Genomic DNA, 13,146 nt, shown 5'->3' with positions numbered 1-13,146 from the left:
TCAGGTGGTGCTCAACCACGCCGGTAGTGGGGCTGAACGACACGAATCACGCATCTGAACAGTGGGGCTCAACCGCACCACAAGTGGTGCCCAACGAAGCCAATATTCAGCCTCCCCGCGGCATCCACCGCCAAAGCGCTCGCTCGTGCAAGCGCCGGCACAGTGAAGGACCCGGCCCAGATCGTCAGGTCGCTTCGAATCCTCCGCCCGCCTTCAAGCTCCACGAAGTTCATGTCCACGTGGACAACGCGCTCGTTCTCGACGACCTGGACGTTGAGGAACGCCAAGGTGCTCTTGACGTACTTCCGGCCTCGCTGCGGCAGCGAACTCAGCAACGGTCCCGCTGACACAAGCGCGATGTCCATCTGAGGGTTCTCTTCCGCAAGTTCCGATGCCATTTCCACTCCAGTGGCCCCACCGCCGACGACAACGATACGATTGCCCGGTACAAGTCTCCGCACCGCTGCGCCCGCCATGAGGGCTTCGTCGTGGGTTCCCACCGAATGGGAGGAGGCGCCTCCCGGAATCGACGGTGGAGCGCCGCTGCCGACGGCGTAAATCAGTACGTCGTACGGCAGTTCGATTGGCCCCTTCGCTGCGTCGATCACAATGCCGTTCCGTTCCGGCAGGATTCGGGTGACTTCACCCACGATGACGGTGACGTCAGGGTGGAGGACGTGGTCCAGAGGGATGGTGGCGGCATCCGTCGTTCCCGCCGCCAGTTGGTGAAGTCGGATCCGGTCGATGAAAACCGCCCGCGGATTGACCATCACGATGCTCATTCTGAGGCGTTCAGTTTCTGTGAGCGATGCTTGCAGGCGGTTGGCGGCCAACACGCCGGCATACCCGGCTCCGACAATGGCAACGGTTCTGGTGGTATTCATGTCGACCTGGCCTGTCCCGGCCCTCACCGCGCGGCTGTGGAGACCGGAGCGGTGGGAGGGGCGAGGATGCTCGCCGGCCGGAAGCCCTTGGCGATGAGCCACGCGGCGAGAGACAACTCCCACGCGAATACCGGGAGCGCTACGAGGAGGCCGAGGGTGGAGAACTGGCCATAGAGTCCGAGCATCACGGCGATCGCGGAGAAGCTGACCAGCGGCCCACCGACCAACCCGAGCACGGCAATGCCACGGGGCACCAGGCGGGACGCGTACATGAGCGAAGCGAGGAGCAGTGAAGCGGCACCGAAGGCGAAGTTCGGTCCGACCAGGTACGTCCAGTCGCGCAGGGCCACAAGCGTGGAACCGATTGTGGCCAGTGTGGCCGGGTCGGCGTCTCCGGTTCCAACGAACTGCTGGCGAAGCGAGACGATCGTCAGCAGGCTCAGGGTTCCGACGAGGATGACCGCTGCCTCCAGCACGCGAGCGGCGACGAACGCCAGCGCCAACCCCTCGTGTTGCCTCTTCAGGATCGGGTACAGCGTGACGGCGGTCCCGACGGCAGCAATCACCAAAAGCAGTTCCAAAAGCAGGCCGAGGAGGACAGGGCCATCCGGGCCGCCGCCGGTGATGTAGTCGCCGACGTTTCGGATCGGACTGTAGAGCATGGCCCCTGCAATGGCCCCTACCTCGGTGAGGAGGAAGAACACGCCGGCGACGACGGCGGTCGGTCTGTATAACTTCATGACTTTCCCTTCGATTCGGGGTGTGCCGCACACAGTCGGAATGAGGTGTACGACGTATGCCTTTTGTTGGAAGTGTAAAGTGTACTTCGTACACTTGTCAATGAGTGATCTTCGGCGGCATGGAAGAGTATCAATGGGCCAGAAAACGCAAGTACCGAGGCGTGCGCGGTTGAACCGCGAGCGAGTCCTCGAGGCGGCAGTCACCCTTGCGGATGAGATCGGCATCGACGCGTTGAGCATGCGCCGACTCGCACAGGAGGTGGGCGTCGTGCCCATGGCGCTGTACAAACACGTCGCCGACAAGGAGGACCTGCTCGACGGAATGGTCGAGGTCATCATCCGAGAGATCGACCCTCCCGTTCTCGACTCCTGCTGGCGAGACGCCATCCGGCACCGTGTCTTGTCCGCGAGAAGCGCGCTCCACCATCACCGCTGGGCACGTCAGGCAATCGAGTCGCGGAGTAAACCGACCCCCTCCGTGTTGGAATACCAGGACTCGTTCGCGGGAATCTTCCTGGCGGGCGGGTTCACACCCGACCTGGCCCACCACGTGATGCACGCCCTCGGTGGTCGAATGTGGGGATTCACACAGGAGCTGTTCGGAGGTTCAGGCAATCCGAAGGGCAATGCCCAACCGCCGGCGAGCCCCGACGCCCAGGCTGAGATGTTCGCACACATGGCAAGGCTCTACCCGAACATCGTGACGATCGCCACAGCGACACCGCATGACGACGACTCCGTTGTCGGACGCGGCTGCGATGACCAATACGAGTTCGAGTTCGCGCTCGATCTGCTCCTGGACGGATTCGAGCGGCTTCATCGGCGGAGATGGACGTCCGAGCGATAGCTCGTCGATGTGAGTCACGCTGCCCCGGGCCCAGCCCCGGTTGCGGTTCACCCGCCCGGCTCAGTTTTGGACTCCGGAATCGGCAGGCTAGCGCAGAGGCCTCGTCACCGGGTGCCCGTGGATGGACAACGGGCCCCGGGACGAAACGAGCTGGGCGAGCCCGCCTGCTGACTTTGGTAGTGCCAGACAGAACGCGACCCGCCACGGATCACACGGACTCTCATACCTCAGACGGAACGGGACGATCTTTTGTCACGCCGCTAGGCAAAGAATCGCCGAACAACCCAGCCTCCGGCGGGGCCTCGGTCGATTCCCCTCCCCGTTCACTGCGGTCGACCGATGCCCGCGTCAGGCCCGGCTGCGGGTCGGACTGGAGGTCGGCGATCAGCAGTTCCTGGATCGTCTCCCGCAACTGCAGGTCGAGCCGGCCGGCCCAGCCGAAGTCGACCAGGGCGGCCAAGCCGTCCGCCCGGTGCACCTGGCCGATCCTCACGAAGGCGCCGAAGACCTCTTCCAGCGCCGCCCGCCGGCCGAAGTGGGGGACGATTCGGGTTCCAGCATGCCCAGTCAGGATGGAAGTCGGGTGCGAACCGGGTTGCCCGGCAGATTTCGGCCGGGTTCGGCGACGCGGCACGGGATCGCGGGTAGGCACTTTCTCTGCTGTTTCCAAGGTCGCCGACGTTGCGGATGCGCGCTCCCGGAGCCTCAATGATCGGTAGTCATTTCCTTCCACCGCGCGGCGCTGAGGGGGTCGATACCGTGGTCAAAATTCCCCTGGCGATGCTCGTCGCCGTGTTCGGACTGATGCAGACCCCCGCCGGCCTGTGGCCGTGCCTGCTGGTCCCCATCTGGTTGGTGTGGGAGATTCCCGCCATGGTCAGGCGGCTGCAGTTCACCCGCGATGTGCAGCGCGACTGGGAGCAGCTGGTCGAGCAGTGAGGCTGCGGCTCCAGCGCCCGTTGGGGGTCCGCTGGAAGACCTCTGCGACGCCGACCAGGGCGGTGGATCGGATTCGTGCGCCGGAGTGGTCATTCCGTGCGGGAGCCGGCCACCGCACCCAGTTGGCCCAGCACCCGGCGCACCGAGGCCCGCAGCAGCGTCTCGGGGCGGCTGAGAACGTCGATCTGGCGGCCGACCCGCAGGTCGTCGATCGGCAACAACACCAGGCCGGCCCCCGGCGCCGGCGCCATCGTGTACCGCGGCAGCAGCGCGATCGCGGACCCCGAAGCGACCACGGAGGCGGCCACGAAGAACTCATTGATGCGGTGCTCGATCCGTAGCGGGTGCCCGGCGCTCGCCGCGACGACATTCACCGCCTCCGCGAGCGGGAAGCCCGGGTGCCCGGCGATCCAGGGCTCGTTGGCGATGTCGGCGACCGAAACCGAGGACCGCCCGGCCAACGGATGTCCGACATGCAGCGCCACATCCAGCGGTTCGTAGAGCAGTGGGGTGACGGTGACCCGTTCCGGCCAGAGGGGATCGTGCGGCAGGCGGTGGGCGATGACGAGGTCGTAGTCGGCAACCAGTGCCGGGAAATCCTGCCGGGCGACATCTTCGTCGCCGCAGCGGAGCGGCGGTCCGGCGGGACCGGACAGTCGGGAGATCAGGGGCCCGAACCAGGCCAGCCCGGCACTGTGGAACGCCGACAGGCTTACCGGCGCGGCCGGCTCCTCGTGGAAATGTGCCACCGACTGCTCGGCGGCGGCCATCGCCGTGGACACGCCGGCGGCGGCGGTGGCGAGAGCCGTGCCGGCGGGTGTCAGCACAAGGCTGCGCCCACGTCGTTCGGTCAGCGCCACGCCCGTGCTGCGCTGCAGCGCGGACAGCTGCTGCGACACCGCCGAGGACGAAACGAACAGCGCGCGGGCTACGGCGGCGACGCTGCCGCGCTCGCCGAGTTCCCGCAGGATAAAGAGCTGATGCAGATCCATAAGTAAACACTAAAGTGTCGGTTCAGAATTGGCCATCTAGACTTAACGGATGCCGCCCGGCAGCATTGGCCCATGACCTTCCTCCTGCGGCTCGGACGCTACCGCATCGACGCCGTGCTGCTGCTCGTCGCGCTGGTCTGGGGTGGCAGCTACCTCGCCGCCAAGATACTCACCGAGCAGGCGAGTGTGGGTGCCGTGCTGTCGCTGCGCTTCCTGGTGGCCGCGCTGGCCCTGCTGCTGATCTGGGCGCTGAGTCGGCCGCGGCGGCCGACCCGCACCGAGCTGGCCGTGGGCGGGTTGCTCGGGCTCACGCAGGCGGCGATCCTCTGGCTGGAGACGGCCGGTGTGGCCGTGACCTCGGCCACGAACGCGGGCCTGATCATCAGCCTGACGATCATCCTCACCCCGATCCTCGAGTCGGTCGCGGCGCGCAACTGGCTGCCACGCTCGTTCTTCGTGGCCGCGGTTCTCGCGGTCGTCGGGGTGGCGCTGCTCGTGTCCGGCAACGGTTTCCGCACCCCGAACCCGGGCGATCTACTCATGCTCGCGGCGGCCCTCGTTCGCGCCCTGCACGTCACCATGGTCGGCCGACTCACCCGCGCCGACTCCGCCGGCCGTCGGCCCGGCACGCTTACGATCACGCTGGTGCAGGCCGCCGTGGGGGCCCTGGTGTTCACCGCGGCGGATGCGCCGGGCACGCTGCAGGCGATCGGCGCCTTCGGCCCAGCCGCCTGGCTCGGCGTGCTCTACCTCGGGCTGGCCTGCAGCGTTTTCGCGTTCCTGGCCCAGACCTGGGCCATCCGGCACACCTCCGCCGCGCGCGCCAGCCTGCTGATGGGCACCGAGCCGGTCTGGGCGGTGCTCGTCGGGGTGAGCCTTGGCAGTGAGAGGCTCGGCCTGGTGGCGGTGCTCGGGGCCGGGCTGATCATTGCCGGCACCTCCTGGGGGCAACGGGTGGAGCAGGGGCACCGGCTGCGCGCGGTGCCGGGGGTGCCCGCGGTGCCGGCCGTGCCTGCGGTACCGTCGCCGCCGCATCCGTCGCCCGCCCGCGTGGGCTGAAGCCGGTCCGCCCGCGGTTCGGCGAGCCCGGGTCCGCCGGGTCCTGAACGAATTCGACGGAGATTTTGCCCGAAACGGTGCCAAACGCTCTGAAAAACCGTTCTCAGCAGAAAATCTCCGTCGAGTTGGTTCGACACTATCCGCGGCCCTCCTGACGGAAGACGGCGGCGGCGACCACCAGGTCCTGCCAGGACATGCCCGAGCTCGTGAACACGCGGGGACGGGTGTGGTCGACGGCGACCGTGCCGGTCAGGATGTCCCGCATCGGCACCAGGGAGCCGGCCTCGATCACGCCCTCCCGGAGCGGGATCAGCACGTCGCCGCCCTCCCGCAGCGCGACCTGCCGGTTTTCGACGACGACCTGCCCACGCCCGATCAGCGTGCTGGAAATTTCGCGGGCGTCGGGCTCGTGCGACCCGACCGCCACCGTGCAGGAGTCCCGCGGGACCAGGGATCCGTCGAACAGCGGAGTGCGAGCGGTGGTGGCGCAGACGATGAGCTGCGCGTCGCGCACGGCGTCGGGGGTACCGATCTGCGCGGGCTGCCCGGCGGCCCGCACCCGCTCAGCAAGCGCCTCGGCGCGGCCCGGGTGCCGGCCGACCACTGTGACCCGTCCTACGTCACGGATGGCCCGCATCGCCTCGACATGGCCCTCCGCCTGGGGTCCCGCGCCGAACACAACGAGGTGCTCCACCTCGGCGGGCGCAATCAGGTCGGCGACGGCGGCCGACACCGCCGGGGTGCGCAGGGTCGTCAGCGCGATGCCGTCGAGCAGGGCGACGGGGCTGAGCGTGGCGGCATCCATCAGCAGGTAGACGCCCTGGATGCGTGGACGGCCGAGCTGCAGGTTGCCCGGTGCGACGGTGGCGACTTTGACGCCCACGTACTCCGCTGACCGGGACGGCATGAGCAGCAGCTGGCCGCGGTCGAGGGGCAGGATGCTGCGGGAGAAATCGTGCGCCGGGTCGAGCCCGGCGCGCACGGCGGCCTGCAGGGCACGCGCCGCAGCACCGAACCCGACGCGGGCGAAGATCTCGTCGGCGGAGATCCACGGGGGCTGCGCTCCCGGAGGGGGCGGCGCGATCAACGGGGTCGGTGCGTCGAAGGCCATGCTCCGACTGTACCTGACGTGCTGTAAAAGCTGATCCGGTGCTATTTGTGGTGTGGGGGCAGGTCACCCCGATGATGTCCTGCCCCCGACTAGGGTGCTTCGCTCCGGTCTCATTCGGACCCTGCAATCAGGGACTAAGGACCGGTGTTCGGGGAGCAACCCTGCCTATGGATGATCCTACGGCCGGGCCTCACCCGGCGGAAGGGGCTGGACAAACGCGGCCGAGTCTGGTTAGGCCGGCCGGTGCGGCCGGCGTGGGGTGCCCGCCCCGAACGAATTCGACGGAGATTCTGGCAAAATCGCCTCTCACGCGGCCGAAAAGGCGGTTCTGCACGAGAATCTCCGTCGAATTCGTTCGAGATTGACGGGGACTCACGCACCTAGGCTTGGTGCCACACGGTTGGTGGCAGGTATAAGGGAGAGACCGCATGACGGAGCAGAACCTGACGGAGCAGAGCCGCGTGGTCGTGGTCGGCGACGCCCTCATCGACGAGATGCTGAGTCCCGGTTCACGCCTGGAGTTCCCCGGCGGCGCCGCCCTCAACGTGGCCGTCGGCCTGGCCGTGCTCGGTGTGCCGACCACCCTGATCGCCATGGTCGGGGACGACGCCGACGGCGCCCGGCTGCGCGAGTTCCTCGCCGCCCACGACGTGACCCTGGTCGCCACTCCCGGCCCGTTCGGCAGCTCCCGCGCCACCTCCGACCGCACCGACGGCGAGCCCAGCTATGCCTTCAACGAGGCCGCGAAGAAGCGCCGCATCGAGTTCGGTCCGGCCGAGCGCGCGGCCCTCGACGACGCCCGCCTCGTGGTCGTGAGCTGCTTCCCCTTCGACGACACTGCCCAGACGGATGCCTTCATCGCCGCGGTCGCGGAGCCGGAACGCCGCCTCGTGATCGACCCGAACCCCCGAGCGGGCATGCTCGCCGACGGCGACCTGTTCGCGGCGAACTTCAAACGAATCGCGGCCCGGAGCCTCCTCACGAAGGTCGGGGACGAGGATGCCGAGCTGCTCTACAGCAGCACCCTCGAGGAACTGCGGGAGCGGCTGCTGGCCGGCGGCACGCGGACGGTGCTGGCCACGGCCGGGCGCGCGGGGGCATCCGTCGCCAGTGCCGATCTGCTGGTCAGCGAGCCGATCGCCGTGCTCCCCGGGGCCGTCGTCGACACCATGGGAGCCGGCGACGCCACCCTCGCCTCGTCCGTGCAGACCATGCTGACGCGTGGCGTGCCCACGGATGCCGCGGGCTGGCAGGCCCTGCTGGTCGCCGCCATGCGGATCGCGGCGGCCACCTGCCGGCAGGAGGGTGCCCTGCTGCGTGTGCCGGCCGCCGGTCAGTGAGAGACGGCGCTGGCAGGCCCGGACGGACGGCACCGGCCCGCTAAACGACTCGCCGGCTAGACGGCGCCGGCCGGCTTGACCGCCCGCACGATGGCCCCGTGCATCCCGTCGGTCACCTCGTGGGTCAGGGTGACGCTCACCTGCTCGAAGCCCGCTGCGGCGAGCAGGGTCTCGTACTCCGCGATCGAGAGGGCGCCGGCGATGCAGCCCACGTGGGAGCCGCGCTCGGCCCGTTGGGCGGGCGCGAGGTGGTTCTCGGCCACGACGTCGGACACGCCGACGCGCCCGCCGGGCCGCAACACGCGGAACATCTCTCCAATCACGGCGGGTTTGTCGGTCGACAGGTTGATCACGCAGTTGGAAATGACGACGTCGATGCTGCCGGAGCCCAGCGGGATCTCCTCGATCGTGCCCTTCAAGAACTCGACGTTCTGTGCCTGGGCTGCGGCCGCATTATGCCGGGCGAGGTCGAGCATCTCGTCGGTCATGTCGAGGCCGTAGGCGAACCCAGTGGGACCGACCCGGCGGGCGGAGAGGAGGACGTCGATGCCACCGCCCGAGCCGAGGTCGAGCACGGTTTCGCCCGCCTGCAGGTCGGCGACCGCGGTGGGGTTGCCGCAGCCGAGGCTCGCCAGCAGTGCGGCGCCCGGCAGGTCAGCGGTCGTCGCGTCGTCGTAGAGCGCCGAGCCGAAGACGAGGCTCTCGTCGATGGCGACCGGCGCGCAGCAGGCGGCAGCATCCATGGACGAAGGGGTTTCGGCGGCGGTGTCGCCGGTACCGCAGCAGGAGGTTGCCCTGGCAGCCGTGCCCGGGGCAGCCGCTGCGTCGGCGCCGCAGCAGCTCGCGGCGGCAGGCACGGCGGCGAGCAGCGACCGGCGCCCCTCGTTCGTGACCGAGAGGGCCACGCTCGCATAGCGGGCGCGCACCTCGTCGCGCACCGGGTTGTTGTTCTCGCTCATGTCGTTCTCCCTCGACTGAAACCTGCACGGTCCTGCATATATTGATGACTATCGATGCAATCTACCGCCGAGCACCGATTCCCGTCAATCCATGCTGGGGCGCGGTCAGCCGACGTCGACGGGCTCCAGGGCGGGGCGCTTGGGCGGGCGGCCGTCGCCGGAGGAGCGTCCGGTCAGCCGGCGCCCGATCCACGGCAGCACGAACTCCCGGTAGTAGGCGGCCGTGCCCTGAACCTGCTCGTCGGCCGCGGCGGGCGCATCCAGCCACTCCACCGGAACCGGAACCCCCAGCTCGGCCAGCACATTGGTGGCCACCCGGGTGTGCCCGAGGGCGTTGAGGTGCAGCTTGTCGACCGACCAGAACCGCTTGTGCTCCAGTTCGGAGTCGGCCCAGTTGTCTACGAGGGTGACGCCCTGCCGGTCGAAGGCCGCGCGTGCAGCATCCGCCAGCTGGTCCCCGCGCCGCCGCATCAGGTTGCCGAGCGGCAGATGATGCGAGGGATTGCCCCCGCTGAGCACGAGCACGTGCACACCCTGCTCCTCGGCCCGGTCGACGACTTGCCGCATCAGGTCGACCACGTAGGGGATCTCGACCCGCGGGCGCATCACGTCGTTGCCGCCGCCGCAGATGCTGAGCAGGTCGGGGCCGAGCGCGAGCGCGGGCTCGAGTTGCTCGTCCACGATCGGTCCGAGCAGGCGGCCGCGCACGGCGAGGTTCGCGTAGGAGACCGGGTGAGCGGATGCCGCGGCGAGCCCGAGCGCGACCAGGTCGGCCCAGCCACGCACCTGGCCGCCCGGCAAGTTGTCTCCGACGCCTTCGGTGAAGCTGTCGCCCATGGCCACGAAGCGATGGAACATCCGGACCCCCCGTCTCGGTACTGTGTGTGCTCGGTGCTGTGTGTCCCGGTGCCGGGCTCGGCTACTCGCTCGGGTGGGTGTGCCGCGTTCCGTGGGTCTGTTCGATGCCCTGGCCCTGCTCGACCGTGAGGTTGCACCGCTCGTTGAGCACGTCGCGGGCCTGCTGGGCCGCGCGGCGCACCTCTTTGTCGGGGTCGCGCAGACGCTGCACGATGGTGGCGAGGTGGTCGGCGGTGCCCTGGGCGGCCAGCGCGTGCAGGGCCGCGGCGCGCACGCGCGGAACCTCGTCGGTGGTCAAACGCACCAGCTTGGGCGCAACCGCGAGGCCGCGCAGCAGCACGACCTTGGCGCACATCTCGCGCACCCGCCAAGCCTGGTTGTTCATGCCGACGACGACGTACGGCGCGGCCGTCTCGCCCCACACATAGAGCAGCGCGCGGGCGCCCCACAGCTCGGGCCAGTAGAGGGCCGGGGCACCTTCGAGGATGCCCAGGGCGTGGCGTCCGCCGGCGTAGAGCAGGAAGTCCTTGCCGGCGTTCTTGGCGCGCAGCAGCGCGACGGAGTTGTCGATGACGACCTGTTCGCCATAATGCGCGACGGCCGCATGGATGCGCTCGGCCGTGGGCAGGTCGATGGGAAGGTCGGGGTGTGGCTCTAATTTGTTAGGCATGACAGGTCTACGGTAGCAAGCGGGCGTGTCGCTGGCCAATGCCGCAGATCAGGGGAGGCCCTCCGGCACGGCGAACGTGCGCTCGAACCCGGTCGCGTTCTCGTAGATCCCGTAATTGCCGATCTCCCGGTAGCCGAGGCGCCGGTACAGCGCGAGCGCCTCCGGCTGCGCGTGGCCCGTCTCCAGGCGCAGGCGCCGGTAGCCGAGTTGCTGCGCCACCTCCTCGAGGGCGGCGAGCAGAGCCACGGCGTGGCCCTGCCGGCGGTAGGCCGGGTTGGTCCACATCCGTTTCACCTCGCCGGTCGTCTCACTCAGGCGACGGATGCCGCCACCCGCCACCGTCACGCCCCCATCGAGCAGCACGAGGAACACGCCGCTCGGCGGGGCGAAGGCATCCGCCGAAACGTCGTGCACGGAGTCGCCGTCGCCGTACCGCTCGTCATACTCCCGCGCCAGGTCAGTCAGGAGCGGGACCACCTCAGGGTCACCCAGACGCACGCGCTTGATCTTCACATCAGCCAGTCTGCCCGATGGCGCCGTCCCCGGCCGAGGCCGGTAAACTCGCCCTGTGACTGTCAACCCCGAACTGCAGGGGCGGGTCTTCCCGCCCGTCGCCCCCTATCTCGTCGGCCGGGAGAAGGTGCGCGAGTTCTCCCGCGCGGTCTTCGCCACGAGCCCGATCAACCTCGACCCGGAGGCCGCGCGCGCCGCGGGCTACGCCGACGTCGTCGCCCCGCCCACGTTCGCCGTGGTCGTGCAGGAGGCCACCCTGGCGCAGCTTCTGGCCGAACCGGATGCCGGCATCGACTTCACCCGCGTCGTGCACGGCGACCAGCGGTTCACATTCAGCCGCCCGATCGTGGCCGGCGACGAGCTCACCGCCACGCTGTCCGTCGCGAGCGTGAAGAGCCTCGGCGGCCACTCCATGGTGACAGCCGTGTCGACCATCGTCGACGCCGCCGGCGCGCACGTCGTGACCGCGACCTCCACCCTCGTCGTCAGGGGAGACGAATGACCATCATCGCTACGCCCCGCCTCGCCGACCTGACCGTCGGAGACGTCATCGCCGAAGGCACGTTCCCGCTCACGCGCGACTCCCTCGTGCACTACGCCGGCGCATCCGGAGACTTCAACCCCATCCACTACCGCGACGACGTGGCCGTGTCGGTGGGACTGCCCGGCGTGCTCGCGCACGGCATGCTGACCATGGGCTTCGTCGTGCAGCCGGTCGTCGACTGGGCCGGTGACCCCGGCCGCATCGTCGACTACCAGGTGCGGTTCACCCGCCCCGTGCTGGTGCCGGCCGCGGGTGTCGCAGTCGTGACCGTGGTCGCCAAGGTCGGCGCCATCGACACGGATGCCGGCGTCGCCCGCATCGACCTCACCGTCTCGTCGGGCGAGGTGACTGTGCTCGGCAAGGCGCAGGCACGCGTGCGGCTGGTCTGAACGGTTCTCCGATGACGAGCCCCGTTTCCTCTGTTTCTGCCGCTTCTGCTGCGCCGACGTTCGCCGAGTTGACCACGATGGGCGTGGGCGGCCCCGCCGCCCGGATGGTGTCCCCGGCCACCGAGCAGGACCTGGTGGACCAGACGCTAGAGGTATGGGCCTCGGGCGACGAGTGGCTGTTGCTCGGTGGGGGCTCCAACACGATCGTGGCCGACGCGGGCTTCGACGGCACGGTGATCCGGGTGCTGACCCGCGGGATGAGCATCGTCTCGCCGTCGTCCTCTGACCCGTCCGACTCGTCCTCGCTGGTGCTGCGGGTGCAGGCCGGCGAGCCCTGGGACGAGCTGGTGGCCTACACCGTGGCGAAGGGTTGGTCCGGCATCGAGGCACTGTCCGGCATCCCCGGGTCGACCGGGGCCACCCCGGTGCAGAACATCGGTGCCTACGGCCAGGAACTCGGCAACAGTCTTGCGGCCATCGACTTCCTCGATCACGAGCGCGGCGAACGGCGACGGATGGCGGCCGGCGAACTCGAACTGGGCTACCGCACCTCCGCTCTGAAACAGGGGCTCCGCGGGCTGGTGATCGCGGTCGAACTGAACCTGCACGACACGCGCGCCGAGGCATCCGTTCTCGGCGGCGCCCTCAGCCGGCCGGTGGCCTACCCGCAGCTCGCGACCGCCCTCGGCGTGCAACTCGGCGACCGGGTGCCGCTCGCGCAGCTGCGCGGCGCCGTGCTGGCCCTGCGCGCCGCGAAGGGCATGGTGCTCGACCCGGACGACACCGACACCCGCAGCGCCGGGTCCTTCTTCACCAATCCGATCGTGTCGCTGGCGTTCTCGCGCACCCTGCCGGACGCCGTGCCGCGATGGCCGCTCGGCGATCAAGAGCTGCCCGATCGGGTGATCCCGCTGGACGAATACGCCGGCGTCGGGCCGATCCCCGGTACCCGGCCCGTTCCGCTCGTGAAGCTGAGCGCCGCCTGGCTGATCGAGCACTCGGGGATACCCCGGGGCTTCCGGCTGCCGGGCTCCCGTGCGGCGATCTCCAGCAAACACACGCTCGCGCTGACCAACACCGGCGGGGCCACCGCCGACGAGGTCGCGCAACTCGCCCGACTGGTGGAGGCTCGGGTGCAGTCCGAGTTCGGCGTGATCCTGCAACCCGAGCCCGTGCTGGTCGGCCTCGACGCCTAGCTGTAACTCCCAGAGACCTTGTGAACGCGGTTGATGGGTGGGGTGTTTCCGATGCCGCTGTGGGGTCTGTGGTGATTGTAGTCATGGACCCACTGCTGGTAGGTG

The 13,146-nt window shown here is 69.1% G+C and carries 17 protein-coding genes; 7 read left to right on the top strand and 10 right to left on the bottom strand.

What is annotated here, in order from left to right; genetic code table 11:
• Positions 1-68 precede the first annotated feature (68 nt).
• Complete coding sequence (locus E3T28_RS13195) at positions 69-884, bottom strand: FAD-dependent oxidoreductase (protein ID WP_134432094.1); 816 nt, start codon at positions 882-884, stop codon at positions 69-71.
• Between the two features lie 23 nt (positions 885-907).
• Positions 908-1,624: a DUF4386 domain-containing protein gene (locus tag E3T28_RS13190; protein WP_134432091.1), complete on the bottom strand. Its 717-nt coding sequence runs from the start codon at positions 1,622-1,624 to the stop codon at positions 908-910.
• A 133-nt stretch (positions 1,625-1,757) separates the two neighbouring features.
• On the opposite strand from E3T28_RS13190, the gene E3T28_RS13185 reads away from it, so the two are divergent.
• Positions 1,758-2,471 carry a TetR/AcrR family transcriptional regulator gene (locus E3T28_RS13185; RefSeq protein WP_134432097.1) on the top strand — a complete coding sequence of 238 codons (714 nt, stop codon included), beginning with the start codon at positions 1,758-1,760 and terminating at the stop codon, positions 2,469-2,471.
• Positions 2,472-2,691: 220 nt separating this feature from the next.
• Here E3T28_RS13185 and E3T28_RS13180 read toward each other — a convergent pair whose 3' ends face one another.
• Entirely contained in the window at positions 2,692-3,123 is a 432-nt protein-coding gene (locus tag E3T28_RS13180) for a hypothetical protein (protein WP_134432088.1), read from the bottom strand.
• A 107-nt stretch (positions 3,124-3,230) separates the two neighbouring features.
• Between E3T28_RS13180 and E3T28_RS13175 the strand changes: the two genes are divergently transcribed.
• Positions 3,231-3,410: a hypothetical protein gene (locus E3T28_RS13175; RefSeq protein WP_134432085.1), complete on the top strand. Its 180-nt coding sequence runs from the start codon at positions 3,231-3,233 to the stop codon at positions 3,408-3,410.
• 89 nt (positions 3,411-3,499) lie between these two features.
• Here E3T28_RS13175 and E3T28_RS13170 read toward each other — a convergent pair whose 3' ends face one another.
• Positions 3,500-4,402 carry a LysR family transcriptional regulator gene (locus E3T28_RS13170; protein ID WP_134432082.1) on the bottom strand — a complete coding sequence of 301 codons (903 nt, stop codon included), beginning with the start codon at positions 4,400-4,402 and terminating at the stop codon, positions 3,500-3,502.
• A 72-nt stretch (positions 4,403-4,474) separates the two neighbouring features.
• Between E3T28_RS13170 and E3T28_RS13165 the strand changes: the two genes are divergently transcribed.
• Entirely contained in the window at positions 4,475-5,461 is a 987-nt protein-coding gene (locus E3T28_RS13165) for a DMT family transporter (RefSeq protein WP_134432079.1), read from the top strand.
• 136 nt (positions 5,462-5,597) lie between these two features.
• On the opposite strand, the gene E3T28_RS13160 is transcribed toward E3T28_RS13165, so the two are convergent.
• Entirely contained in the window at positions 5,598-6,572 is a 975-nt protein-coding gene (locus E3T28_RS13160) for an ornithine cyclodeaminase family protein (protein ID WP_134432076.1), read from the bottom strand.
• 428 nt (positions 6,573-7,000) lie between these two features.
• Here E3T28_RS13160 and E3T28_RS13155 point away from each other — a divergent pair, with 428 nt between their 5' ends.
• Positions 7,001-7,912: a carbohydrate kinase family protein gene (locus E3T28_RS13155; RefSeq protein WP_134432073.1), complete on the top strand. Its 912-nt coding sequence runs from the start codon at positions 7,001-7,003 to the stop codon at positions 7,910-7,912.
• Positions 7,913-7,968: 56 nt separating this feature from the next.
• Here the strand turns inward: E3T28_RS13155 and arsM are convergent, their stop codons facing one another.
• From arsM to E3T28_RS13135, 4 genes are all read right to left on the bottom strand, one after another.
• On the bottom strand, positions 7,969-8,871 hold the full coding sequence (gene arsM / locus E3T28_RS13150; protein WP_134432070.1) for an arsenite methyltransferase: 903 nt from the start codon (positions 8,869-8,871) through the stop codon (positions 7,969-7,971).
• Between the two features lie 105 nt (positions 8,872-8,976).
• The gene (locus tag E3T28_RS13145) at positions 8,977-9,729 is read right to left on the bottom strand and encodes an SGNH/GDSL hydrolase family protein (protein WP_134432068.1); all 753 of its coding nucleotides are present in this window, start codon (positions 9,727-9,729) and stop codon (positions 8,977-8,979) included.
• A gap of 61 nt (positions 9,730-9,790) precedes the next feature.
• The gene (locus tag E3T28_RS13140) at positions 9,791-10,399 is read right to left on the bottom strand and encodes a HEAT repeat domain-containing protein (protein ID WP_134432065.1); all 609 of its coding nucleotides are present in this window, start codon (positions 10,397-10,399) and stop codon (positions 9,791-9,793) included.
• Positions 10,400-10,447: 48 nt separating this feature from the next.
• On the bottom strand, positions 10,448-10,912 hold the full coding sequence (locus E3T28_RS13135) for a GNAT family N-acetyltransferase (protein WP_166787036.1): 465 nt from the start codon (positions 10,910-10,912) through the stop codon (positions 10,448-10,450).
• 55 nt (positions 10,913-10,967) lie between these two features.
• Between E3T28_RS13135 and E3T28_RS13130 the strand changes: the two genes are divergently transcribed.
• Genes E3T28_RS13130 through E3T28_RS13120 form a run of 3 tightly spaced genes read left to right on the top strand, consistent with a single transcriptional unit; the run spans position 10,968 to position 13,041 of the window.
• A complete protein-coding gene (locus E3T28_RS13130; RefSeq protein WP_134432059.1) occupies positions 10,968-11,414 on the top strand; it encodes an FAS1-like dehydratase domain-containing protein in 447 nt (148 codons plus the stop codon).
• Entirely contained in the window at positions 11,411-11,845 is a 435-nt protein-coding gene (locus tag E3T28_RS13125) for a MaoC/PaaZ C-terminal domain-containing protein (RefSeq protein ID WP_134432056.1), read from the top strand. The genes E3T28_RS13130 and E3T28_RS13125 overlap by 4 nt, the downstream gene beginning before the upstream one ends.
• 11 nt (positions 11,846-11,856) lie before the next feature.
• Complete coding sequence (locus tag E3T28_RS13120) at positions 11,857-13,041, top strand: UDP-N-acetylmuramate dehydrogenase (RefSeq protein WP_134432053.1); 1,185 nt, start codon at positions 11,857-11,859, stop codon at positions 13,039-13,041.
• Here E3T28_RS13120 and E3T28_RS13115 read toward each other — a convergent pair.
• On the bottom strand, positions 13,038-13,146 hold a 109-nt coding region (locus E3T28_RS13115), incomplete at its 5' end, for an integrase core domain-containing protein (RefSeq protein ID WP_166786917.1). The genes E3T28_RS13120 and E3T28_RS13115 overlap by 4 nt on opposite strands.

The organism is Cryobacterium sinapicolor (assembly GCF_004403465.1).
Classification (GTDB): Bacteria; Actinomycetota; Actinomycetes; order Actinomycetales; family Microbacteriaceae; genus Cryobacterium; species Cryobacterium sinapicolor.
The sequence above is the reverse complement of the archived record's forward strand: the minus strand, read 5'-3'. Positions and strand labels throughout refer to the sequence as shown.